At 60.5% G+C, this 23,114-nt stretch carries 17 protein-coding genes; 13 read left to right on the top strand and 4 right to left on the bottom strand.

Annotation, left to right across the window (positions count from 1 at the left end; all coding sequences use genetic code 11):
• Positions 1 to 49: 49 nt before the first annotated feature.
• Positions 50 to 823 carry a helix-turn-helix transcriptional regulator gene (locus QRN60_RS15920; RefSeq protein WP_111793210.1) on the top strand — a complete coding sequence of 258 codons (774 nt, stop codon included), beginning with the start codon at positions 50 to 52 and terminating at the stop codon, positions 821 to 823.
• Positions 824 to 882: 59 nt separating this feature from the next.
• On the opposite strand, the gene QRN60_RS15915 is transcribed toward QRN60_RS15920, so the two are convergent.
• A complete protein-coding gene (locus QRN60_RS15915) occupies positions 883 to 1,233 on the bottom strand; it encodes a hypothetical protein (protein ID WP_020011870.1) in 351 nt (116 codons plus the stop codon).
• Positions 1,234 to 1,627: 394 nt separating this feature from the next.
• Between QRN60_RS15915 and QRN60_RS15910 the strand changes: the two genes are divergently transcribed.
• The 5 genes from QRN60_RS15910 to QRN60_RS15890 are packed head-to-tail and all read left to right on the top strand — an operon-like array spanning position 1,628 to position 7,063.
• Positions 1,628 to 2,650: a UDP-glucuronic acid decarboxylase family protein gene (locus tag QRN60_RS15910; RefSeq protein WP_003506358.1), complete on the top strand. Its 1,023-nt coding sequence runs from the start codon at positions 1,628 to 1,630 to the stop codon at positions 2,648 to 2,650.
• A 1-nt stretch (position 2,651) separates the two neighbouring features.
• Positions 2,652 to 3,635 (top strand): UDP-glucose 4-epimerase GalE, encoded by a 984-nt coding sequence (gene galE / locus QRN60_RS15905; RefSeq protein WP_003506360.1) that lies wholly within the window; start codon positions 2,652 to 2,654, stop codon positions 3,633 to 3,635.
• On the top strand, positions 3,632 to 5,569 hold the full coding sequence (locus tag QRN60_RS15900; RefSeq protein WP_111817954.1) for a glycosyltransferase family 2 protein: 1,938 nt from the start codon (positions 3,632 to 3,634) through the stop codon (positions 5,567 to 5,569). The genes galE and QRN60_RS15900 overlap by 4 nt, the downstream gene beginning before the upstream one ends.
• Positions 5,570 to 5,583: 14 nt before the next feature.
• Positions 5,584 to 6,087, top strand: a complete 504-nt coding sequence (locus QRN60_RS15895) for a DUF995 domain-containing protein (protein ID WP_111817958.1) — start codon at positions 5,584 to 5,586, stop codon at positions 6,085 to 6,087.
• A 13-nt stretch (positions 6,088 to 6,100) separates the two neighbouring features.
• Complete coding sequence (locus QRN60_RS15890; protein ID WP_060724773.1) at positions 6,101 to 7,063, top strand: glycoside hydrolase family 26 protein; 963 nt, start codon at positions 6,101 to 6,103, stop codon at positions 7,061 to 7,063.
• A gap of 51 nt (positions 7,064 to 7,114) precedes the next feature.
• Here QRN60_RS15890 and QRN60_RS15885 read toward each other — a convergent pair whose 3' ends face one another.
• The gene (locus tag QRN60_RS15885) at positions 7,115 to 8,299 is read right to left on the bottom strand and encodes an AGE family epimerase/isomerase (protein ID WP_111817953.1); all 1,185 of its coding nucleotides are present in this window, start codon (positions 8,297 to 8,299) and stop codon (positions 7,115 to 7,117) included.
• A gap of 432 nt (positions 8,300 to 8,731) precedes the next feature.
• Between QRN60_RS15885 and bcsN the strand changes: the two genes are divergently transcribed.
• The 5 genes from bcsN (at position 8,732) to QRN60_RS15860 (ending at position 17,804) form a co-directional block, all read left to right on the top strand.
• Positions 8,732 to 9,631 carry a cellulose biosynthesis protein BcsN gene (gene bcsN, locus QRN60_RS15880; RefSeq protein ID WP_111817957.1) on the top strand — a complete coding sequence of 300 codons (900 nt, stop codon included), beginning with the start codon at positions 8,732 to 8,734 and terminating at the stop codon, positions 9,629 to 9,631.
• A gap of 94 nt (positions 9,632 to 9,725) precedes the next feature.
• Positions 9,726 to 11,915 carry a UDP-forming cellulose synthase catalytic subunit gene (bcsA, locus tag QRN60_RS15875; RefSeq protein WP_111817952.1) on the top strand — a complete coding sequence of 730 codons (2,190 nt, stop codon included), beginning with the start codon at positions 9,726 to 9,728 and terminating at the stop codon, positions 11,913 to 11,915.
• Entirely contained in the window at positions 11,912 to 14,413 is a 2,502-nt protein-coding gene (locus tag QRN60_RS15870; RefSeq protein ID WP_111817951.1) for a cellulose biosynthesis cyclic di-GMP-binding regulatory protein BcsB, read from the top strand. Before bcsA ends, QRN60_RS15870 begins: the two co-directional genes overlap by 4 nt.
• Positions 14,410 to 15,465 carry a family 8 glycosyl hydrolase gene (locus tag QRN60_RS15865; RefSeq protein WP_080866825.1) on the top strand — a complete coding sequence of 352 codons (1,056 nt, stop codon included), beginning with the start codon at positions 14,410 to 14,412 and terminating at the stop codon, positions 15,463 to 15,465. The genes QRN60_RS15870 and QRN60_RS15865 overlap by 4 nt, the downstream gene beginning before the upstream one ends.
• Complete coding sequence (locus QRN60_RS15860) at positions 15,456 to 17,804, top strand: cellulose synthase (protein ID WP_162691479.1); 2,349 nt, start codon at positions 15,456 to 15,458, stop codon at positions 17,802 to 17,804. Before QRN60_RS15865 ends, QRN60_RS15860 begins: the two co-directional genes overlap by 10 nt.
• Before the next feature lie 28 nt (positions 17,805 to 17,832).
• On the opposite strand, the gene QRN60_RS15855 is transcribed toward QRN60_RS15860, so the two are convergent.
• Together QRN60_RS15855 and QRN60_RS15850 are read right to left on the bottom strand one after the other, a co-directional pair.
• Positions 17,833 to 18,987, bottom strand: coding sequence for an amidohydrolase (locus tag QRN60_RS15855; protein ID WP_003506379.1), 1,155 nt, complete (start codon positions 18,985 to 18,987; stop codon positions 17,833 to 17,835).
• Positions 18,988 to 19,047: 60 nt separating this feature from the next.
• Positions 19,048 to 20,694: a GNAT family N-acetyltransferase gene (locus QRN60_RS15850; protein ID WP_003506381.1), complete on the bottom strand. Its 1,647-nt coding sequence runs from the start codon at positions 20,692 to 20,694 to the stop codon at positions 19,048 to 19,050.
• A 234-nt stretch (positions 20,695 to 20,928) separates the two neighbouring features.
• On the opposite strand from QRN60_RS15850, the gene QRN60_RS15845 reads away from it, so the two are divergent.
• Together QRN60_RS15845 and QRN60_RS15840 are read left to right on the top strand one after the other, a co-directional pair.
• Positions 20,929 to 21,663 carry an SDR family NAD(P)-dependent oxidoreductase gene (locus tag QRN60_RS15845; RefSeq protein WP_003506382.1) on the top strand — a complete coding sequence of 245 codons (735 nt, stop codon included), beginning with the start codon at positions 20,929 to 20,931 and terminating at the stop codon, positions 21,661 to 21,663.
• A gap of 36 nt (positions 21,664 to 21,699) precedes the next feature.
• Positions 21,700 to 23,052: an aspartate aminotransferase family protein gene (locus QRN60_RS15840; RefSeq protein ID WP_003506383.1), complete on the top strand. Its 1,353-nt coding sequence runs from the start codon at positions 21,700 to 21,702 to the stop codon at positions 23,050 to 23,052.
• Positions 23,053 to 23,114: the final 62 nt, after the last annotated feature.

Below are 23,114 nucleotides of genomic sequence, written 5' to 3'. Positions count from 1 at the left end.
ACTGCACAACCAAAAGAACGTAATGCGTAAGCGCTTTAGGGAGGCGTCAATGTTCATGGGAACTTCAGATTATGCGGCAAAACAAAAAAACGCCGTTGCTCCTATAAATGGAACTTTATTGGTCATCGCGGATCCGGACCTGTTTTCCGAGTGCCTCATGGAGGCGCTGGGCAAAAAGTTCCCTACATTCGCGGTGGTGAGTATAACCTCGTCAGGGGGGATCGAGGACGATTACGGCAACAATGTGCGGTTGGTTTTGCCTTACCGGATGCCCGGTGAGCGCCTTCATGCCGTTCTTTCGGAGGTTCGGGAAAAGCATCCCGACGCGCCGATCGCGCTCGTCGTCGAAACCATCGACAAATTCGAAGAGCCGCTGAAAAGGCTGGTGGGAATGCGCGTCATTGATGGCGTGCTGCCGCTCAATCTCAGGCTCGATGTCTTTATGGCGGCCGTCGATCTGCTTATGAAGGGCGGGGAACATTTTCCCGCAGCTCTTCTGGGCAAGCTCACGCCCTATTCGCCTTCCATCAATGGCAAGAGCGTTCAAAGCAATGCCGTGATCGCCAATCGTGCCGATGCCCTTGCTGCGAGCAGGGGTGACGTGGCCGCGCTGACGACGCGCGAGGTGCAAATCCTCGACCTGCTTTGCAAGGGAACGCAAAACAAGATCATCGCTGATCGGCTGCATCTGTCCGAGAACACTGTCAAGGTTCACGTTCGCAATATCTATAAGAAAATGAACGTGCGCAACCGCACGGAGGCGGCGTCGCGCTTCTTCAACAAAGACGAAGACACGACCTTCTCCGGCGGCTGGAAGAACTGAGCGTCGGGGCGGCTAGAGCCGTCCGGACGCCAGTTCCCTCCGGTTTCTCTCCAGGAGGCTCAGGGCCTCAGGAAGCAGCGGGATTTCTGCCCGAATCCGCTCGGTGAGCAGATATAGGGAGAAGAACCCGAATAGGACTGCCGCGATGCCGCGGGTGTGCCCGAGGCATCGGCAACAAGCGTAACGGCTGCGTTGCCGGTTTTTTGATAACCGTAGGACGCCTTCGCCGGAGCAACCCGGCTGTTGATCGTGGCGGTATTGGCCGACGCGGTCTTGATGAGAACGGCGTCTTCGACCACTGAGCATGAAGCCGTCGCGAAAGTGAAAGTTACAAGTGCTGCGGCAACAAGCGCAAAACGACAATGGCGGGCTGCTTTGCCGCCATGGGAATAAGGCATTTCATTCATCATGTGTGTCCCCTGAAATCGACTGTCTGTCGCATCTCGCCGGGCGGTTTTGTTCCCGGTGGACCGAGCCTTACAAAACCAGGATAGCCCCGACTGGTTGAGCGAAGCTTGCGCTAATGCTCAATAAGAAAGGCATAATGGAGGCATAGTTAAAAAGTATTAAATGAAGAGACTATTTTGAGTAATTTTGGGTAATCAATTGTAATATTTTGATGAAATTAAGTTGACCTGTTTTCTTCCGCGCCTATCATGAAAGTTGAAATTTATCGAATCGAAATATTAAAACCTCCAGAAGAAGTAAAAACCGGAGGATGATATTCAAGATTTCGTGCAATCGGGAGTTTGATCCAGTTTAGTTGAATCAGCTGCGCTGATTCCTCATGGGGAGGAGTGTGTAATGCGTAATTTCGTTCCCAACGAACATGACAACGGCGTCACCATCTACTCCGAGTGGAGGCCTGGCCAACGTGTTCTCGTCAATGGCGGCGCCGGTTTTCTCGGTTCCCATCTTTGCGAACGCCTGCTGAGTTGCGGTCACGAGGTGATCTGTCTCGACGATCTCTCGACCGGGCGCACTGCGAATGTGGCGCATTTGCGGGACAATAAGCGTTTTTTGCTAGTCGAGCACGATGTGCGCAAACCCTATGACATCGATGTCTCGCTGATCTTCAACTTCGCCTCACCGGCCTCACCGCCAGATTATCAGCGCGATCCCGTCGGCACGCTGCTCACCAATGTGCTTGGCGCCGTCAACGTGCTCGAGGTAGCGCGCAGATGCGGTGCAACCGTAGTGCAGTCGTCGACCTCGGAAGTCTACGGCGATCCGCACGTCAATCCGCAGCCGGAAACCTATTTCGGCAATGTAAATACAATCGGGCCGCGAGCTTGTTACGATGAAGGGAAACGCAGCGCCGAAACGCTGTTTTTCGATTATCACCGTAGCTTCGGTGTCGATATCAAGGTGGGACGCATCTTCAACACCTATGGGCCGCGTATGCGACCGGATGACGGACGTGTGGTTTCGAACTTCATCGTCCAGGCGTTGAAGGGCGCTGACATCACCATTTACGGCGATGGCAGCCAGACCCGTTCCTTCTGCTATGTCGATGACCTGATCGACGGTTTCCTGCGCTTCTCGGCCAAGCCGAAGGATTGCACCGGGCCGATCAATCTCGGCAACCCGACGGAAATTCCGGTGCGGCAGCTCGCCGATATCGTCATCCGCATGACGGGTTCCCGGTCGCGCATCGTGCATCTGCCCGCCGCGATCGATGATCCGCAGCAGCGTCGCCCCGATATTTCGCGGGCAAAGGAACTGTTGAGATGGCAGCCGCGCGTGCCGCTCGAAATCGGCCTGGAAAAAACCATCGTCTATTTCGATGCACTGCTGGCAGGCAAGACTGTAGCGGAGGCCGTATGAGATGCCCCGCACAATCCTCGTCACGGGCGGGGCCGGATTCATAGGCAGCCACATCTGCAAGGCGCTGGCCCAATCCGGCTTCAAGCCCATCGCTTATGACAATCTCTCGACGGGTCACGCGGATTCTGTCCGCTGGGGTCCCTTCATCGAGGGGGATATTCTGGATCGTGGTCTCCTGAAGGCCACGCTCAGGGAATTCTCGCCGGCCTTCGTCATTCATTGCGCCGCCAATGCCTATGTCGGCGAATCCGTCGAAGATCCGCGCAAATATTACCGCAACAATGTCGGCGGCAGCCTGGCGCTCCTGGATGCCTGTCTCGACCAGAATATCGGCGGGCTGGTGTTTTCTTCCAGCTGCGCCACCTATGGCGTTCCGCCGCAATTGCCGATCCGCGAGGAAACGGCACAAATGCCGGTCAACCCTTACGGGCGCACCAAGCTGATATTCGAAATGGCGCTTGATGATTATGCTGCGGCCTATGGTCTGCGGTTCGTTGCCCTGCGTTACTTCAATGCCGCCGGTGCCGATCCGGACGGTGAGCTTTACGAACGGCATGAGCCTGAAACCCATCTGATCCCGCGGGCGCTGATGGCGGCTGCCGCACGGCTGCCGCAACTGGATGTCTTCGGGGCGGATTACGACACCAGCGACGGCACCTGCATTCGCGATTATATCCATGTCAGCGACCTGGCCGATGCCCATGTCGCCGCCGTCAACTATCTTGCCGAGGGTGGCGAGACGCTGCGCGTCAATCTCGGCTCCGGTCACGGCACATCCGTCGGTGACATCATCCGGGCGATCCACCGCGTGACGGGGCAGGAAGTGCCGGTTCATTTCGGTGCGAGGCGTGCCGGCGATCCGCCAGCCCTGTTTGCGGATATAAAGCGTGCGGAAGAGATGCTCGGCTTTATCCCGAAGCGTTCGGATATCGATACCATCATCCGGACGGCCGGTCCCGGTTTCGGACTGGAGGTGCGGTCATGAAAGCGCGTTCAACCCCTTCCGTTCCCTCGGCCCGCGCCGTCGCAGTCACCAGCGATCTGCGGATGCTGCCGGTCTTTGCCGGCTGGAACCGCATGGCCTATCTTCTCGGCATCGGCGGATGGATGGTGACACTCGCCTATTTCTGGATCTGGTGGCTCGATCGCGATCGCGTCATCGACTGGCCCTATTACACCGTCGTCACGATCACGCTCGCGTGGATCACGCTTCTGCCGTCCTATTTCATCTTCATCTTTCTCAACGCAAGGGTCGTCGACCGGCGCTCCCCTCTGCCGCGGGGCAGGGTGGCGATGGTCGTCACCAAGGCGCCGTCGGAACCTTTCGCCGTGGTGCAGAAGACGCTGCTCGCGATGCTGGAGCAGAAGGGCCTGGAGTTCGACGTGTGGCTTGCGGATGAGGCCCCGGATGCGGAAACGCTGAAATGGTGTGGCGCGCACGGCGTTTTCGTTTCCACCCGACAGGGTGTCGCCGAGTATCATCGCAAGAGCTGGCCTCGGCGCACGCGCTGCAAGGAGGGCAATCTCGCCTATTTCTACGACCATTACGGGTATGGGCGTTATGATTTCGTCGCGCAGTTCGATGCGGACCATGTGCCGGAACCGGATTATCTGAGCGAGATCATCCGTCCCTTTGCCGATCCGAAGATTGGATATGTTTCGGCCCCGAGCATTTGCGATGCCAATGCCGGTGAAAGCTGGGCGGCGCGCGGCAGGCTATATGCCGAGGCGAGCCTGCATGGCGCGCTGCAGCTGGGTTACAATAATGGTTGGGCGCCGCTCTGCATCGGCTCGCACTACGCCGTGCGCACGAAGGCCCTGCGTGAAGTGGGCGGCCTGGGGCCGGAGCTTGCCGAGGATCATTCCACCACGCTTCTGATGAATGCCGGAGGCTGGCGCGGTGTTCACGCCGTCAACGCCATCGCCCATGGCGACGGACCGGTGACGTTTGCCGATCTCATCGTGCAGGAGTTTCAGTGGTCGCGTAGCCTTATGACCATTCTGCTGCAATATTCGCGGCACTATGTGCCGAAGCTGTCGCCGCGGCTGAAGTTCCAGTTCCTGTTTTCGCAGCTCTGGTATCCCCTGTTTTCCGGCTTCATGGCGCTGATGTTCGTGCTTCCCGCCGTTGCGCTGATGCGCGGAGATGTGCTGGTCAATGCGTCCTATCCGGCGTTCCTGGCGCATTTCCTGCCGGTTTCGCTGATCATGATCGTCTTTGCGTTCTTCTGGCGTGCCACGGGCGCATTCCGTCCGCATGATGCGAAGCTCTTCAGCTGGGAAGCCATAGTGTTTCTGTTCCTGCGCTGGCCCTGGTCGCTGATGGGTGTGTTGGCGGCAATACGCGACACGATCCGTGGCGATTTCGTCGATTTCCGCATCACGCCGAAGGGCACGCAGGCAAAACCGCCGCTGCCGCTGAGGGTCGTCGCGCCTTACATTCTTCTGGCAGCGCTCAGCCTTGTGGCCATGGTTCTGGCGCCGCGTGAAAACGGGGCGGAGGGCTTCTTCGTCTTCGCCGCCCTCAATGTGGCGATCTATGCGGGCCTTTCGGTGTTTCTGCTCATCCGCCATGCGATGGAAAACGGCGTGCCAAGGCTGCCGGCATTGCGTGGGGGAGCGACCGCCGCTGCCTGTTCGCTGCTGCTGGTGGCGGGGAGTGCCGCAGAACTCAGCTCCCATGCGATCGGCGGGCTGGAAGCCCTGTCGCACGGGCAACCCTATGTCAGTTTCACTGAAACGCGGTTCACGGTCGCCGGCGCGGGCGTGGAGGGTGCCAGATCGGTACGTCTGAAACTGCGCATCGCCGTGCCGGGACTGCGTGGACCGCAGGAAATGCAGGCGGAACCCATGGTGGTGCCGCCGCCGGCGGTGACAACCGGAGAGATCATGCTGGCCGACAATAGGGTCGGACAATGAAGGAGGAGGCTGTGATGAAAACAACAATAAGCAAATGCGGATTCTCCGCTTTCGTACTCTGTCTTGCGGTGGTCGTGCCAAGCGCCGTCCACGCTGCAGGCGGCACGAAGACGCCGAAACCGCTCAGAACCAGCGAAGTCGTGGACATGTACTTCGACAAGACCTGGAAATGGGAAACGGGCGGCGGACGCTTCATCGCCCAAGACCGCAAATTCGTCGCTGCAACGGAAGAAAAGGGCAAGAAGTCCATCGGTGAAGGCCGCTGGACCGTCGATGCCAACGGCACCCTGTGCATGCGCGCCACCTGGAAAAGTGCGGCAGGAAACGGCAAGGCCGATACCTGCTTCGACCATGGCCGCATTGGCAAGGTGCTCTACCAGCGCAAACAGGGCGGGCCATGGTACGTGTTCCGGCACAACCCGCCACGCCCTGGCGATGAGTTCCTCAAACTCGTCCGCAAGGACGATGTCACGCCGCAGATCGCCGCTTACGACAAGGCGATGACGGCAACAAGGTAGGGAGTAAGGTGTCATGCAGATAACAAGAAGAAAACTTCTGTTCGCAGGTGGTGCCGCCGCAGCCTTTACCGCCGGTATGTATCCGGTGCTCAAGCTCGACGCACAGGGTGTCGCCCCCATGACGTCGACGGGCATGAAGACACTTGCCGACAAAAGACCGACATTGCATGCGGACGGTATCCGTTTCGGTGCCTACGATCCGCACGGCGATTTCACGGCCCAGACCGGGGTGGCGTCGGAACATCTGTTCCTGCCCTGGGAGGACGTGGATCTCGACAGTCTCGCACTTGCGGATGCCTACGCTCTGGAGCGCAAGCGCAACGTGCTGATCACGGTCGAACCCTGGTCCTGGGACGTTAACTGGCGGCTCACCTCCGACGAGTTGCGCCGCAAGGTGATGAGAGGTGACTATGACCAGAACATGCAGGCGATCGCCGCGCGCATGTCGGCGATGAAAAGCCCGCTGATCCTGCGCTGGGGACAGGAAATGGAAGACACGTCCGGCCGCTTCTCGTGGTCGGGCTGGAACCCACGTGATTACATCACGGCGTATAAACGCATGGTGGACATGACCCGCAAGGCGGTTCCCAGCGTCAAGGTGATGTGGTCACCGAAAGGTCTGGAGGGTCTGCAGGCCTACTACCCCGGTGATAGTTACGCCGATCTGGTCGGCCTCTCGGTCTTCGGTCTCGAGGAGTACGACAAGATCGAATATGGCGGACCGAAGACCTTCACCGATCTGCTGCGCAAGGGCTATGGACTTGTCGAAACCTTCAACAAGCCGGTCTGGGTTGCCGAACTGGGTTATGAAGGCGGCGATTCCTATGTTCGTCCGTGGATGAACGACGTGACGCTGAAACAGGCGGATTTTCCAAAGCTGGAAGAGGTCGTCTATTTCAACGACAAGGATGTTCATTCCTGGCCGCACAATCTCGGCAGACCGGACTGGCGCGTCGTGCGCCCGGCCAAGGCCTGATCGACGTCGAAAACCGGCGAGCGGTGATGCCGCTCGTCCGGTGGTCCGATGCTAGTTAGCCGTCGCCAGCACGGCCTCGGCCTCATAGATGGCGCAGACGATGTGATAAAAGGTGCTTGCCGGCGCCGGCTCGTCGAGCATCGGCCTGTCGGCCGGCCATTTGTCGAACCAGAGACCCTTGACCGGCGTGTCGAGGAAAGGCTGCAGCGCGCCGATGGCGCTGAGACCGGAGGCAAGGTAACGCTGCCGTTCCTCGCCGTTCGTGACGCTCGCCAGCCGCACCGAAGCCTTCAGCCATTCCGTCTGCGGCCATAACCGCGCCAGCCCGTCATGCACCGAAAAATCGTCGTAGAGGCTCATCACCGCCACCTTGCGGCGCGGGCAGATGCCGTGCTCTTCGCCGATCTGGAACAGGCGTTTTGCCTTGTCGATCGCTTCATCGTTTCCGCGCAGGCTTCCCCAGCGCACCAGAAGCCATGCCCATTCGAACTGGTGGCCCGGCTCCATGATCCGGCCCTTGTCGCTGTCATGGGGTGTCCAGTCATGGGCGAAGAACTCGCGCAGCCCGCCATTGCCGCTATCGATGAAGCGGGTTAGCGCCAGACCGGCGATCTCGTCAGCCAGCGCCGACCACGGACCTTGCGGGTCCTGCTGCTCCCAGGCCAACATCGCCTCGAAAAGGTGCATATGCGGATTGGAACAGAGCGGCGTGCGCGGCGGGTTTTCTTCCTCGAAGCCCGCAATGGGATGTCTGTAGTCACGCTCGAGGATGGCAAGGATATCAAGCGCCCGGCCGCGCATCTCGTCCCTGCGCTCGGGAAGGCTCGCGGCCGTCTGCGCGGCGGCGAAAAGCGCAAAGGCCTGATTGTAAAGATCGAAGGAGGGGTCGATCAGCCTGCCGGTCTGGTCGGCAAGGTTGCCGTAAAGGCCGTTTTCAAGGCGATAAACCTTCTCGAACCAGGAGAGACCGTGCAGGAGCGCATCTTTCCACGGCCCCTGCCATCCGTGCTGGCCGGCGGCGGCAAAACAATAGGCCTGACGCGGCTGCACGCGGGCGCGGCGGTCATCGGAAAAAACCGGCTTCGCATCCTGGCCGAGACGCTCGTAAAAGCCGCCATCCGGGCGGGCCGAACCCGCCTCCCACCACAGGGGCAGAGCGTCTTTGTCAAGCCATTTGCGTAATGTTCCGATCTCTTCGGCAAGCGTCTGCGCGATGCTCGGAAATTGCACTGTCATATGGTAACTCTCTGTTTTTACAGTTGAATTAAAAATTTGACCAATAAAAATACGTAATAATAGACGCAAGTAGACCATGGGACATATTGCGCTGCAACCGTAAAATTATCGGCCTGACAGGACGCCAACCCCTGGCGGCGTCATTAGTTCCCCTTCTTTCGTGGGAGATGAGGGCCGCAACGGCGATTCGCGATTCATAAAGTGTCAGAAATTACAACGCAAATTTGAGATTGCTTATTCGTAGTCCTCACGTATTTCGTAGCAATGGTCTGGTCATTAGTGATTCGGTCTCCTTTTAACCTGGGCGGCGTTGGGGAAACAAAGGGGCGCAAGGCAGTGAAATTTTCTGCCTATACTTCATTGCTGTTCTCCGTTGCGGTTCTTTCGGGCTGCAATACTCCCGCGGGCGTTCGGTCGTTCGGCGGCGCGCAGATGGCATCTCCTTCCGAGGCGCTGGTTTTCCCCCCACCCGGCGGTCCCGAAATCGTCACCGTGGTCAACCGAACCTATTCCAACGCCGTGGCGCAGCAGGTCATTTTGCGCTCTGAGGCGGCGACCCCCGGGCAGAACTACATCAAGGCGGAGTTTTTCGGTCCGCAACAGGCCGGCGACACCGGTGGCGACGCCCTGGCTTTTTCCGGTTTCCGGGCATCTTCCGTCGCGCGGGAAATCCGCGCCGAGTTTCCGGGCGAAAACATAGCCATGTCGGCAAATTACCTGCAGAACGGTTATGGTGCGTTTTCCTATGCCGCCGGCCACGGCCGCGGCGACGATAGCTGCCTTTATGGCTGGCAGGACATACGCTCGCCGGAAAGCATGCGGCAGGACTTCCGCAATCTAGGACGCATCAAGGTGCGGCTGCGTCTTTGCCAATCTGGCGCAAGCGTCGAGCGGCTGCTGGCGGTCATGTATAATTACACCATTACCGGCACCTATGCCTCGCCGAGCTGGAACCCCTACGGCACGCCGCGGGCCGTCGATCAGAACCTCGGGCGACCCGGAAGCCCGGTCTATCCCATGAAGGCGGAGGATGTGCCGATGCGACCCGGCGGCGAAGTGACCGCTAGTGTGCCCGTCCGGCCAGTCCGCCGCGTGGCGACCGTCATACCCGCGCAGCCGGAACCACAGCCGCTGCCACCCGTTGCTGCCGTCAATATCCCATCGCCAACATCGGCGGGTTCGCCGGTCCAGCCTGTTCGACCTTCGGTGGCGGGCAGGCGGATGGATGGCGGGCCGGTGGAAAGCAGCCGGCAACCGTCGCAGGTGCCGCAGGTGTCCATTCCCTCGCCAGCTTGTCTGTCCGGTTCGGGAGCGTCACCAGGATGCAGGTGATCGCCGGAACCAGCGGAGAAGGAAGCGCCGAGGCGCATATCGCAAAATTTCCGGGCCTAAATTCCGGATGGGGACGAGAACGGAAAGTTTCTGGATGAACAAGGCCATCACAGTCATTGTCTGGTTGCTTGTGTCGCTTTGCGTTCTGGCCATCGTCACGATGCCGGTCAGCCTGCAGACGCATCTGGTGGCAACCGCGATTTCGCTCATCCTTCTCGCAACGATCAAGAGCTTCAACGGGCAGGGCGCCTGGCGCCTGGTCGCGCTCGGTTTCGGCACCGCCATCGTTCTGCGTTATGTCTACTGGCGCACCACGAGCACGCTGCCGCCGGTCAACCAGCTCGAAAACTTCATTCCCGGTTTTCTGCTTTATCTGGCGGAGATGTATAGCGTCGTGATGCTGGGCCTCAGCCTTGTCATCGTGTCGATGCCGCTGCCATCGCGCAAGACGCGGCCCGGTTCGCCCGATTACCGACCGACGGTCGATGTCTTCGTGCCGAGCTACAACGAGGATGCTGAACTTCTCGCCAATACGCTGGCAGCGGCCAAGAACATGGACTATCCGGCTGACCGTTTCACCGTATGGCTGCTGGACGACGGCGGCTCGGTGCAGAAGCGCAACGCCAGCAATATTGTCGAGGCGCAGGCGGCGCAGCGCCGCCACGAAGAGCTGAAGAAGCTCTGCGAAGATCTCGACGTGCGTTACCTGACGCGCGAACGCAACGTCCATGCCAAGGCTGGAAATCTCAATAACGGTCTTGCCCATTCGACCGGCGAGCTTGTGACCGTGTTCGACGCCGACCACGCGCCCGCCCGCGACTTCCTGCTGGAGACGGTGGGATATTTCGAAGAGGACCCCCGGCTTTTCCTGGTGCAGACGCCGCATTTCTTCGTCAATCCCGATCCAATCGAGCGCAACCTGCGCACCTTCGAGACGATGCCGAGCGAAAACGAGATGTTCTACGGCATCATCCAGCGCGGTCTCGACAAATGGAACGGCGCTTTCTTCTGCGGTTCCGCCGCCGTCCTGCGGCGCGAGGCGCTGCAGGATACGGAAGGTTTCAGCGGCGTCAGCATCACGGAAGATTGCGAAACGGCGCTCGCGCTGCATTCCCGCGGCTGGAACAGCATCTATGTCGACAAGCCGCTGATCGCCGGGCTGCAACCCGCCACCTTCGCCAGCTTCATCGGCCAGCGCAGCCGCTGGGCGCAGGGCATGATGCAGATCCTGATCTTCCGTCAGCCGCTGTTCCGGCGCGGTCTCTCGTTTACGCAGCGTCTCTGCTACATGTCATCGACGCTGTTCTGGCTGTTTCCGTTTCCGCGCACGATCTTCCTGTTCGCGCCGCTCTTCTACCTGTTCTTCGACCTGCAGATTTTCGTGGCCTCCGGCGGCGAGTTCCTGGCCTATACGGCGGCCTATATGCTCGTGAACCTGATGATGCAGAACTATCTCTATGGCAGCTTCCGCTGGCCATGGATTTCTGAGCTTTACGAATATGTGCAGACGGTTCACCTTCTGCCCGCCGTGGTTTCGGTGATCTTCAACCCCGGCAAGCCCACCTTCAAGGTGACGGCGAAGGATGAATCCATTGCCGAGGCGCGGCTTTCGGAAATCAGCCGGCCGTTCTTCGTCATCTTCGCGCTGCTGGTGGTGGCGATGGCCTTTGCCGTATGGCGCATCTACAGCGAACCCTACAAGGCGGATGTCACGCTCGTGGTCGGCGGCTGGAACCTGCTCAATCTCATCTTTGCAGGCTGCGCGCTCGGTGTCGTTTCCGAACGCGGCGATAAGTCGGCGTCGCGGCGCATCACGGTCAAACGGCGTTGCGAAGTCAAGCTTGAGGGCAGCGACGCCTGGGTGCCGGCTTCTATCGATAACGTGTCGGTGCACGGGTTGCTGATCAATCTCTTCGATAGCGCGACGAATATCGAAAAAGGGGCGACGGCCATCGTGAAGGTCAAGCCGCATAGCGAGGGTGTGCCGGAAACCATGCCTGTCAACGTGGTGCGGACGGTTAAGGGCGAGGGTTTCGTCTCGATCGGTTGCACCTTCTCGCCGCAGCGCGCCGTCGATCACCGCCTGATCGCGGACCTGATTTTCGCCAATTCGGAACAGTGGAGCGAGTTTCAGCGGGTGCGCCGCAAGAACCCCGGCCTTATCCGCGGCACGGCGATCTTCCTGGCCATCTCGCTCTTCCAGACGCAGCGTGGCCTCTATTATCTGGTCCGGACGCTTCGGCCCGCTCCCAAAGACGCCAAACCTGTCGGAGCCGTAAAATGACCGGCCGTAAATCCATCCGGGATTCTCTGGCAGTGCTGGTATGGGGGGCCGTTGCGACGGGCGCGATGGCGCAGTCCTCCCCCTTCGACATGTCGCCGGAACGGCCCGCCCAAACTGCTCCGACACCCGTACCGCCGTCCGCCATTCCGCCTGCCGTACCGCGCCAGCAGCCTCCTGCCCAGAAGCCGGCCCCAACGCCGTCTCAGCCATCCGCCACGCCGCCCTTTTCGGTTCAGCCCGCGCCGCAGCAGCAACAACGCCCCGCCGTTCCGTTGCCGCCGCCGGTTTCGGCTCCTCCGCGTCAGGAAGGCGCAAGGCCGGTTCCGGCGCAGGCCTCGCCGCTCAGCGCCGACAGCCGCCGCCGATATATCCTGCCCTATGAAAAGCTCAGCCTTTCCGGTGAGATCGACCGCCGGCAATGGAGCATCTATCTGACGCCGGAGCAGGTGAATGCCGCCGTTTCGCTCAATATCGGCTATCAGAACGCCATCGTGGTCGCGCCGGAAAGCTCGAATTTTCAGGTCAGCCTGAACAATGTCCCGCTGGAGCCGGCGCGTATTGAAGCGCCCGACAGCGAGGGCAATGTCTCCTTGAAGATTCCGCCCGGCGTCCTGCAGGTCGGCTCAAATGTCGTGAGAATGGGCGTGCAGCAACGCCACAGAACCGATTGCACGATCCAGTCCACCTATGATCTGTGGACCGATGTCGACCCTGCGAGCACCTATATCGGCTTTAATGCCGATGTCGCAGGAAGCTTTGCCAATATCGACGATATTCAGGCAACGGGGCCGGACGGCAAGGCGATGACGTCGATCGAGATTGTCGCGCCGGCACTCGGCAATCCGGCGTTTGCGGATTCTTTCCTGCGTCTTTCACAGGCGCTGGCGCTCAGAACCCAGATGCCGAACCAGGCGATCCGTTTCGTGGCCGCGCCTTCCACAGAACGCAAGGCAGGCACGCTGACGGTCCTCGTCGGAACCGCCCGTGAGATTGCCGGGATAGTCGGTACGCTGCCGCCCGAGGCGTCGGCGGGCGCCTTTGCCGGCTTTGGCGCCGCAGCACCTGGTGGTCTTTCGCCGCTTTTCGTCAGTGGCCCCACCCCGCAGGCGGTTCAGGCGGCAATAGAGACGCTGTTTTCCTCGATATCGCGTACGCCCGGGGCGCAGAGAACGACCTTTTCGACCCGCAGCTGGCATGCGCCCGATGTGCCGCTTGTGATGTCGGACCGCCGTATCGCGCTTTCCGAACTTGGCCTCGAAAGCACCGAATTTGGCGGCCGGCGTTTCCGCAATGAGTTTTACGTGGGCATGCCCGCCGATTTTTATGCCTCGGCCTATGGTGAGGCGTCGCTTCTGCTCGACGCCGCCTATTCGTCGCAGGTACTGCCGGGCAGCCATATCGATATCTACGTCAATGACGAGATCGCCTCGACCGTGCCGATTTCCAACAATGGCGGCGGCATTTTCCGGCATCTGCCGATCAATGTGACGATGCGTCATTTCAAGCCGGGGCCCAACAAGGTAACCATCGAGGCGGTGCTGATGACGGCGCAGGATCAGGCCTGTGCGCCGGGCGCGCCCGCCAGCACGACCCCGCGTTTTGCGTTGTTCGACACGTCTGAACTTCATATTCCGGACTATGCACAGATCGGCCGCAAGCCCGACCTCGCCGCGATGGCGGGCGCCGGACAGCCCTATCGGACCGGCGGAACTCCTGTTGCACTGTCGCTCGACCGTTTTGACACTGACACCATGTCTGCGGCAGCGACGCTGATCAGCCGGCTGGCAAGCGTGGCGGGGCATCCCATCAACATCGAGACTGTCGCATCGCCGCTGGTGATCGGCGACCGCGACGCGCTGTTCGTCGGAACGATTTCGCAATTCCCGCAGGCATTGATCGGCCAGTTCAATCTCGTTCCGTCCAGCCAGATATCCTGGAAAATGGGAACCGGCGTTCAGCCGCCCGCGCAGAGCAGCGAAACCCTCTTCAACGACTGGCGGGAACGGGTGGATGGCGGTGTCTGGGAGGGGCAGGTGTCGTCTCTCGAGGAGTGGATGAAGCGGAATTTCGACCTGAGCTCGGATACGCTGCGCTTCCTGCCGGCGGCCGAGCAGCCTTATGCGCCACCCGGCAATGTCTCCTTCATGCTGGCGCAGGGACTCAGCCCCTCCGGCCAGGGGGTGTGGACGCTTGCCACAGCACCGACATCAGCGGAACTTCTTGACGGCATGGCGGCGATGACGCGGGAAAACCGCTGGCGCGGTGTCACGGGTCGTGTCGCCGCCTACGATGCCGCTGTCGAAAAGCTCGAAACGGTGGAGGTGGAGCGGCCGTATTTTTACGTCACGCGGGCGTTTTCCCTGTCCAACTGGAGGCTGGTTGCCGCCAACTGGCTGTCATCCAATGTGCTTTCCTATTCGCTGGCGTTCATCGGTTTCGTGTCTCTCCTCGGCCTCGCAACTTTCACGATGCTGCGCATGATGGGGCGGCATCGATGAAGAACGGGATCTCGAAACTGGCCGGCATTCTCCTCGTGTCCGTGATGGCGGTGTTTGCAGGTATTTCCGTCAGCCGCGCCGCTTCGGTCTCACCGGAAGCGTGGTCGACCTATAAGGGTGCATTTTTGGATTCCGGTGGTCGTATCATCGATACCGGCAACGGCAATATCAGCCACAGCGAAGGGCAGGGCTACGGCATGTGGCTTGCCGTGCTTGCAGACAACCTGTCCGACTTCGAATTGATCTGGAGTTTCACACGTACCGAGCTGCTGGTGCGTGATGACGGGCTTTCCGCCTGGAAATGGGATCCGCGCACCAAGCCGCATGTCACTGATATCAACAATGCCACGGATGGCGATATTCTGATCGCCTATGCGCTGGCGCTGGCGGCCGGGCAATGGAACCGTCAGGATTATGCCGAAGCATCCGCGGCCATCGCATCCGCCGTTCTCAAGAAGACGGTGGTACAACGTGGCGGGCGGGTGCTGCTTCTGCCGGCTGCCAGCGGTTTTGACGAGGGCGACCGGGAGGACGGGCCAGTGGTCAATCCTTCCTATCTGATTTTCGAGGCGTTTCCGGTCCTCAATCTCGTCGCGCCATCGCCGCTCTGGAAAGCTCTTGCCGATGACGGCGTGGCGCAGATCGGCGCCTTCGCTTTCAGCGATAGAAAACTGCCGGCCGATTGGGTGTCTGTGAAGACGAAGCCGCAGCCGGCGTCGGGTTTTCCGCCGGAATTCGGTTATAATGCGGTGCGTATTCCGCTTTATCTTGCAATGGCGAAGATGGGCTCGCCGGATCTGCTTTCCCGTCTGAAAACCGGTATGACGCTGGAAAGCGGCGCTGCCGGAACCTTCGACCTGAAGAGTGGCGAGGTCAAGGATGTCCTGTCGGATCCCGGCTATCGTATCATTCCGGCGCTCGCCGGCTGCGTCAGCGGGGGGGCGGCCATTCCCGCCGAACTTAAAAACTTTCAGCCAACACTTTATTATCCTTCCACATTGCATCTTCTGGCATTGTCGTTTCTGGCAAGGAATAACGGGGAATGCCGATGAACAAGCCATTGTCGACCTCGGCTCTCATCCTGCTTCTGATTGCGCTCGCCGCCTTCCACTGGCGCGACAGCATTCTCGGGCGGGTTTCGGACGTGCATACCTCGGCGGTCGGTGATAACCGCGCCGTGCAGCGCATTTCGCCGGCAGCCAATCCGGCCCAGATCAACGCTTTCGTCAAAAACCGCGAGATGGCGCAGGTGACTCAGCCCGCGACACCGCCGGTAACGGTGCCGGCGACCGATCCTTTGCCGGTGACGCAGGCCGGCGGGCAAGCACCGCAAACACAGACGGCGCAGGCACCGGCCCCTCGTACGCCCCAGCCCACATCGGGCAGCATGCCCGAAGTCGATCTCAGCGCGCTACGCTATTTTGCGGCGAGAGGCGATACCCAGCGCCTTCAGGCTGAAATCGCGCGTCTTCGCACGCTTTATCCCAACTGGACGCCGCCGGCCGATCCTCTCGCCATTCCCGAAAACGGCGATCCTCGGCTCGATGCCATGTGGCAGCTCTATACCGACGGCCGTTATGCCGAGGTGAGAAAGGCGATTGCCGACCGCCAGCAGGCGGAACCCGGCTGGCAGCCGCCCGACAATCTGACGGGCATGCTCACCTTGGCCGAAGCGCGCCAGCGGCTCGTCAATGCCTCCGATCTCAAGCAATATGCGACGGTGGTGGATACGGCGGCCAACAATCCCGGCCTGCTGACCTGCAGCGAAGTCGATGTTCTGTGGCGGGTGGCCGACGCCTTCGCCAATACCGACCGGATGGGACGGGCGCGCGACGCCTATCTCTACATTCTCAACAATTGCACTGTTGCAAGCGACAGGCTCGCCACGGTGCAGAAGGCATCTGCGCTTCTGCCAGCGGAAATGATGAACGATCTGCTGGCCAAGGAAAAACCTGGCGCAGACGGCCAACTGGAATTCGAACCGGTGAAGAACGATCTCGCCCGCCAGTTCGTGGCGAAGGCCGGGGAAAAGGTGAAAGAGGGCGAAAAAGAGGGGGTTGCCGTTCCCTCCGCCTATGTGATGCGGCTTGAGCGGCTTGCCGAAACCGACAAGCTTGCGAGCGACGCCCTGTTGCTCGGCTGGTACAATATCCGCCAGAAGAACATGACAGAGGCGGAAAAGTGGTTCCGCAAGGCGCGGGAAGAGGAAGACAGCGCGTCCGCCTCTCAAGGGTTGGCGCTGGCGCTGATCGACCGTAACGAGCCGCGCGAGGCCGAGGACGTCATGTATAAATGGCGCACGGCTTCCGACGATGCGCTTGCGACGTATCTTGCCGCAACGGCCAATCTTCTTGCGCTGCAGCCGCCGGTCGTGCTGCCGCCGGATGTGTTGCAACGCATCGCCGTTGAAACCGTGGCGCGCAAGGATGCGGCCACCGCGCAGCAATTTGGCTGGTACTCGCTCGCCTTCCGGCAGACCCCGCTAGCGTTGCAATGGTTCAGCACGGCTCTTGGCTGGAAGCCCGATGATGAGCCGTCTGCCTACGGCATGGCCGTCAGCTATCACGATCTTCGCAATCTCGCCGGTCTGCGTGGCATCCAGCAGCAATGGGCAAGCCGCTCCCAGCGGATCGCCGATGTGGGAACGGCGCGCATGGTGGATCAGTCCGGGCAGACGGTTGCCCCCATAACCGCGCCGTCCACTGCCCCACAGGCGACGGCGCCCGTATCGGCCTATGTGCCGCAGGCCGAGACGGCGGTGGTATATGCCCCGCCTGTCGTCCAGCAGCCGGAACCCGCACGCAAGCAGGCGCGCCGACCGGTGCAGGTGCAAAGGGAAGCCAGCGCCGCATCGCGCCCACGCTCCTGCGCGGCCTATCCCGATCCGCAGCGTCTGCCGCCGCAGCAGGCGCTCGATCTCGGCTGGTGCCTGATGGAGACGAACCGGCCGGCGGAGGCGCTGAAAGCCTTCGAAGCCGCGCTTGAAGGCGGTCAGTCAGCAGTTAAAAGCGACGCAGCCTATGGCCAGAGCCTTGCTTATCTGCGTATGGGCTTGACGGACCACGCCGCCGTTTCGGCGACGAAATCGAGCATGGACCGCCCGCGCGCGACGGAGCTGCAGGTCTCGATCCTTGCTGATCGCGCGGTTTCTGCCTTCCAGTCGAAGCGTTATGCCGAAACGCTTCTCCTGCTCGACCAGCGGGCACGGCTGGCGGATGAGCGCACGGACCTGATGGTGCTGCGTGGTTATTCCTACCTCGCCATGCGCCGTTACGGCGAAGCGGCGCGGATTTTCGAAAGCCTGACAGCCATCGGAAATCAGGATGGGATCAAGGGCCTGGCTGCCGTGCGCGCCGCTCGTCCGAGTAACGGCCCGCAGGGCGGCGGCTGAGGCAGGCCGGCGTGACGCCGGTGGCCGCTTATTTCACGTCGGTGAGGTTGCGGATGATACGCATGAAGATGCGTGCTCCGCTGCCGATCAGCGCGTCCGGAAAATCGTAGTCGGGATTGTGCAGGTTGGGGTAGTCCCTGCCTGCGCCGAGAAAGAACATGGCCGAAGACGAAACGGCGCGAAAGCGGCCGAAATCCTCGGAAGCCCGCATGGGCAGCCCTTCCGAACCGTGGGAGATTTTCTCCTCGTCCAGCGCTTGCCGGATATGCTCGACCGCGTCGGGCGCATTTTCGCAATGGAGGAAAATATCGTCATAGGTGATGTCGAGCGTGAGCTTCTGCTCGGCTGCAACCTTTCTCGCCAATGACTCCGCAGCCTCGCAGAGTTTTTCCATCCGGTCGTCGGTCAGTGTCCGCAGCGTCGCCCAGATTTCCGCATCGGCCGGGGAAATACCGAAAGCGGCTTCGCCCATCACGGCATGGGTGATCGTCACCATCGAAAAATCAGGCTCAGGCGGGAAACCGGAGCCGAGTTCGGCCAAGGCCGGCATTAGCTGAGAGATGGCCCGCATGGGGGAAATGCCGTGTTCGGGCGAGGAAGCATGCGCGGTCTTGCCGGAAAGGCGGATTTTGACACCACGCGACGCGCAGTTGACCGGTCCCTCCACGACGCTGACATGGGCGAAAGGCAGGCCCGGCAGGTTGTGGAGTGAAAAGGAGTAGTCCGGCTTTATGTGTTCGAAGCGCGGGTCGGCGAGCACGGCGGCGGCGCCCGCACCGGTTTCTTCCGCCGGCTGGTACAGAAGGATGACGCGGCCGGTCTCCGGGCGCTGCCGGGAAAGGCCGAGCGCCAGCGCCGTCAGAATGGTGGAATGGCCGTCATGGCCACAAAGATGGCCCTTCCCATCAGTGCCGGAGCGGTATTCGGCCTCACTCTTTTCGTGGATAGGCAGAGCATCGAGCTCCGAACGGATCAGGATCGCCGGACCGCTTTTGCCGCTGTCATAAATCGCGGCGACGCCATGGCCGCCGAGATCCGCAAAAAGCTGGTCGGGCTGCGCCTGCTTCAGGAAAGTGCGGATGCGCCGCGCTGTTTCCTTTTCTTCGCCGGAGATTTCCGGATGACGGTGCAGATCATGGCGAAGCTCAACGAGATCGAGCATGTCCTTGTTGGTCAGAAACATCAAAAATCCTTGCAAGTCGTCCGGCCGGTTTTTCCAGCCGCAACTTACAGGGCGTTGCCTTTAATGCAAAACCTTTGGCGGATGCCAGCGTTTGCCCGCCGTTTTCGGCTTGGTAGCGAGGGTGACGATATCTGACGGCAGCGGAACCTTTGTCTTTGCCAGTTCCAGCCTGGCAAGGGCTGCACGGGCTTTTTCTGCATATTCCAGATGCGCCGCATCGTCGGAATGATAATGCTGCAGCCTGTCGAGGATTTCAGCGCCTTCCACCGTTCTTTCGGCGGCAATCAGCGCCACCGCGCATTTATAAAGCGCTTCCCGGTGGAAGGGTGCGCGATTGGTTACCTGGCGGAAGGCCTCGGATGCCTCGTGGTAGTACTGCTGCGCCAGCCGGGCCTCGCCGATGCGAAGCCACAGGACGACGGGTTCCTGGCCAGCGGCCAGAAGGCTTAGAAAGGCGATCTCGGCCTCCCGGAATTCACCCCGGTCGAACGACAGATTGGCGAGCCCGAATTGCGCGCCGAGATGGTCAGGTGCTGCGGCAAGCACCTGCCCGAAGGCGATATTGGCGGCCGCCTTCTGGCCGCTCTTGTAGAGTTTGAGCGCCTGTTCGTAGACAAAACGGATGCTGCGGGGGTGAAGCGTGCCGCCGAGATTTTCGCCCGAGCGGGTGCGGAACAACGTGCAGCTCAGCTTCTGCTCCTCCGGCCCGAAGAAATATTTGTAAGGCTCGTTGCCGCGCAGGAAATCATAGGTCCTGAAACCCTGCTCGATCGCCCGGCGGATGCAGTGGCCATGCAGCACGAGGCCGGGGGAAGGGGTCTTCCAGTTCTCGTCGCGGCCGGTGATATAGAACAGGACCGACTTCTTCTGGCGGTCGATGATATTGGCGAGTGCCCCCAACGGCTGGTCGCCGAACCAGAGGACCGGTACTTCCAGATCGCCGCGGATATAGACATCCATCAACATTTGTCGTGTCGCGCCGATCAGGAGTTCCGTACGCTCCTTGCCCTTGTGCGGCGCCCAGCGGATGCGCCAGAAATCGAACAGGATATCCATATCCCGCCTGATCGTCTCTCTCGTCGCGAAGGTGATGCTATATTCATCGCCGCCTTCGACCTTTCTCAGGAAACGTCGGAGCTTTTGCCGGGTCTGGCTGCTCATATGGCTGTCGAGATAGCTATCGAACGTCTCCGGCAGGGCCACCACTGGGCAGATGCAATTGTTGATGTTGTAGGGGTTGGTCGGCATGTTGTCGCGGAACATGACGAGCGGACCCTGAAGCGCGCGGATCATTGCGTCGCGACGCTCCGGCGGGCCGGAGAGATAATCGAGTTTCAGTTCTGTCCAGTTCTGCTGGCGTATATAGGAGCAGAAACCGGCAACGGCGTGATCTTCATAGTCCGGCAGGGTGATGAAGCCGGTGTAATCCGCCGCCGCATTGCCTGCCATGACGATGCTATCATGGAAGCGGCCGGTTTTCTTGTCCGGTTCGGTGACGATGCGCAGCGGGAAAAACGCCACATAGGGCGAGCCTTCCGGCCGTTCGCGCAGCGCAAGGATGAACCAGCGCCTGCGGCGCGGCATATAATCCCTGAGCCATCCCCAGGAGAGGAAATGCCGGGCATGGGGATCGGCCATGAACACCGCATCCCAGTTTTCGCGGATCGCCTCGAAGCCGGCGTCCGTGTCGATGATATCGATGCGCATTCGTCCCCCTCCCAATACTGATCACACATTCGGGAGGCTTCATTTTATGGGGAAACGGTCGGCTTCAAATATTCCCTTCGGGTGAAAGCCGTACATCAAATGGGATTAGCCCGTCGCCGATCCGCCATCGCTGCGCCGCGACAAAAAAGACCTTGTCAGCCGATGGCAGCGCTCTAACATGCGGGGCTGAATGCGCGGCCGGCTCAACGGTCCGCATGGCACAGGAGTTCTCATATGGCTGTTCCTTATATGCTTCTGACCGGCGCCAGCCGCGGAATAGGGCATGCCACCGTCAAGCTGTTTCAGGAAAAGGGCTGGAGAATTCTCACCGTATCGCGGCAACCCTTCTCCGAGGAATGCCGTTGGCCGTCTGCACGGGAAAGCCATATTCAGGCTGATCTGGAGGACTTGTCCCGTATTGACGCTCTGGCGGACGAGGTGCGTTCACGCCTGCCGGAGGGAAAGCTTGCGGCGCTTGTCAACAATGCCGGAATTTCGCCCAAGGGTGAAGGCGGAAGTCGTCTCGGTGTGAAGGATACGACGGCGGATATCTGGACGCGGGTGCTGAACGTCAATCTCGTTTCGACGGCGCTGCTTGCCCGCGCGCTTTTGCCGGAACTTGAGGAGGCGAAGGGCTCCATCGTCAACGTCACATCGATTGTGGGCTCACGTGTGCATCCTTTTGCAGGCGTGGCCTACGCCACATCGAAGGCGGCGCTCGCGGCGCTGACGCGCGAACTTGCGCATGAGTTCGGCCCGCGTGGCGTGCGCGCCAACGCCATTGCGCCGGGTGAGATCAACACCGCCATCCTCTCCCCCGGAACGGCGGAACTGGTGGACGCGCAGGTGCCGCTCGGGCGGCTCGGCACCACGGCCGAGGTGGCGCAGACCATCTATTTCCTCTGCTCGGAACAGTCGAGCTACATCAACGGCGCGGAAATTCACATCAACGGCGGCCAGCACGTCTGACACGCCGACCATCAACCGAAAATGGAGCCTTTATCGATGACCATCCTGCCGAATTCCGTCGAGGCACGCGATATCGCCTATCAGATGCATCCGAACGTCAATCTGCGCAAATTCGAAAAGACCGGCGGGCTTGTCATCGAGAGCGGCGAAGGCATCTATGTGACCGACAGCAGCGGCAAGCGCTATATCGAGGCGATGGCGGGGCTCTGGTCGGTGGCGCTCGGTTTCGGTGAAAAGCGGCTGGTGGAAGCGGCGACGAAGCAGATGCAGAAGCTGCCCTATTACCACACCTTTTCCTACAAGACGCACGGCCCGTCCGTCGATCTCGCCGAGTTGCTGATCGAGCTTTCGCCGGTGCCGATGTCCAAGGTGCACTTCACCTCCTCCGGCTCCGAAGCCAACGATCTCGTTGCCAAGATGGTTTGGTATCGCTCGAACGCCCTGGGCGAGAAGAACAAGAAGAAGATCATTGGCCGCATCAAGGGTTATCATGGCGTGACCATCGCCTCGGCCTCGATCACCGGCCTGCCGCGCAACCATGAAAGCTTCGATCTGCCGCTGGACCGCATGCTGCACACGGCCTGCCCTTCCTATGTGCATTTCGGCAAGGATGGCGAAAGCGAAGCGGAGTTCACCGCACGTATCCTTGGGGAATTGGAGGATCTGATCCTGCGCGAAGGTCCCGAGACCATCGCCGCCTTCTGGGGCGAGCCGGTGATGGGCGCCGGCGGCGTTCTCCTGCCGCCTGAAGGTTATTGGGAGGGTGTGCAGGCGATACTGAAGAAATACGATATTCTGCTTGTCGTGGACGAGGTGATCTGCGGTTTCGGCCGAACCGGCAAGATGTTCGCCTGCGAGACCTATGACATCAAGCCGGACGTGCTTGTCGTCTCCAAGCAGATTTCGTCGTCCTACATGCCGCTTTCGGCGATCATCATGAATGACAGTTTCTACCAGCCGATTGCCGATGAATCCGATCGTATCGGCTCCTTCGGCCACGGCTACACCGCCTCTGGCCATCCGGTCGCAACGGCTGTGGGGCTGGAAAACCTGAAGATCATTCAGGAGCGCGACCTTGTCGGTAATGTCGCCCGACTGGAAGGAAAGTTCCTCGATCATCTGAACGCGCTTGCCGACCACCCGCTTATTCATTCCTCGCGCGGTATCGGCCTGATCGGCGCGCTGGAGGTAAAGCCATGGGAGGGCATGAAGGCGGGTGATACCACGCTCACGCTGGCTGCGGCCATCGAAAGCGAAGGCGTCATCACCCGGCCGATCGGTGAAGCCATCTGCTTCTGCCCGCCGCTGATCATCACTGCCGAGCAGCTGGACGAGCTGTTTGCCGGTGTGAAGCGCGGTCTCGATAAGGCATTGGCCGCGAAAGGCTGACACTGCACAGTTTGCAATTCCGCAACGGAAAAGCCCGGAGTATCGCAAGATGCTCCGGGCTT

Source organism: Agrobacterium sp. CFBP2214 (assembly GCF_030209895.1).
Lineage (GTDB): Bacteria > Pseudomonadota > Alphaproteobacteria > Rhizobiales > Rhizobiaceae > Agrobacterium > Agrobacterium radiobacter.
The sequence above is the reverse complement of the archived record's forward strand: the minus strand, read 5'-3'. Positions and strand labels throughout refer to the sequence as shown.

Bases quoted from the DNA above. Each gene is read 5' to 3' on its own strand.
- QRN60_RS15895 (WP_111817958.1), top strand. From the start codon at position 5,584: ATGAAAACAACAATAAGCAAATGCGGATTCTCCGCTTTCGTACTCTGT.
- QRN60_RS15860 (WP_162691479.1), top strand. From the start codon at position 15,456: ATGCCGATGAACAAGCCATTGTCGACCTCGGCTCTCATCCTGCTTCTG.
- QRN60_RS15855 (WP_003506379.1), bottom strand. From the start codon at position 18,987: ATGTTTCTGACCAACAAGGACATGCTCGATCTCGTTGAGCTTCGCCAT.
- QRN60_RS15840 (WP_003506383.1), top strand. From the start codon at position 21,700: ATGACCATCCTGCCGAATTCCGTCGAGGCACGCGATATCGCCTATCAG.
- QRN60_RS15910 (WP_003506358.1), top strand. From the start codon at position 1,628: ATGCGTAATTTCGTTCCCAACGAACATGACAACGGCGTCACCATCTAC.
- QRN60_RS15900 (WP_111817954.1), top strand. From the start codon at position 3,632: ATGAAAGCGCGTTCAACCCCTTCCGTTCCCTCGGCCCGCGCCGTCGCA.
- QRN60_RS15845 (WP_003506382.1), top strand. From the start codon at position 20,929: ATGGCTGTTCCTTATATGCTTCTGACCGGCGCCAGCCGCGGAATAGGG.
- bcsN (WP_111817957.1), top strand. From the start codon at position 8,732: ATGGCATCTCCTTCCGAGGCGCTGGTTTTCCCCCCACCCGGCGGTCCC.
- QRN60_RS15870 (WP_111817951.1), top strand. From the start codon at position 11,912: ATGACCGGCCGTAAATCCATCCGGGATTCTCTGGCAGTGCTGGTATGG.
- QRN60_RS15920 (WP_111793210.1), top strand. From the start codon at position 50: ATGTTCATGGGAACTTCAGATTATGCGGCAAAACAAAAAAACGCCGTT.
- QRN60_RS15885 (WP_111817953.1), bottom strand. From the start codon at position 8,299: ATGACAGTGCAATTTCCGAGCATCGCGCAGACGCTTGCCGAAGAGATC.
- bcsA (WP_111817952.1), top strand. From the start codon at position 9,726: ATGAACAAGGCCATCACAGTCATTGTCTGGTTGCTTGTGTCGCTTTGC.
- galE (WP_003506360.1), top strand. From the start codon at position 2,652: ATGCCCCGCACAATCCTCGTCACGGGCGGGGCCGGATTCATAGGCAGC.
- QRN60_RS15850 (WP_003506381.1), bottom strand. From the start codon at position 20,694: ATGCGCATCGATATCATCGACACGGACGCCGGCTTCGAGGCGATCCGC.
- QRN60_RS15890 (WP_060724773.1), top strand. From the start codon at position 6,101: ATGCAGATAACAAGAAGAAAACTTCTGTTCGCAGGTGGTGCCGCCGCA.
- QRN60_RS15915 (WP_020011870.1), bottom strand. From the start codon at position 1,233: ATGATGAATGAAATGCCTTATTCCCATGGCGGCAAAGCAGCCCGCCAT.
- QRN60_RS15865 (WP_080866825.1), top strand. From the start codon at position 14,410: ATGAAGAACGGGATCTCGAAACTGGCCGGCATTCTCCTCGTGTCCGTG.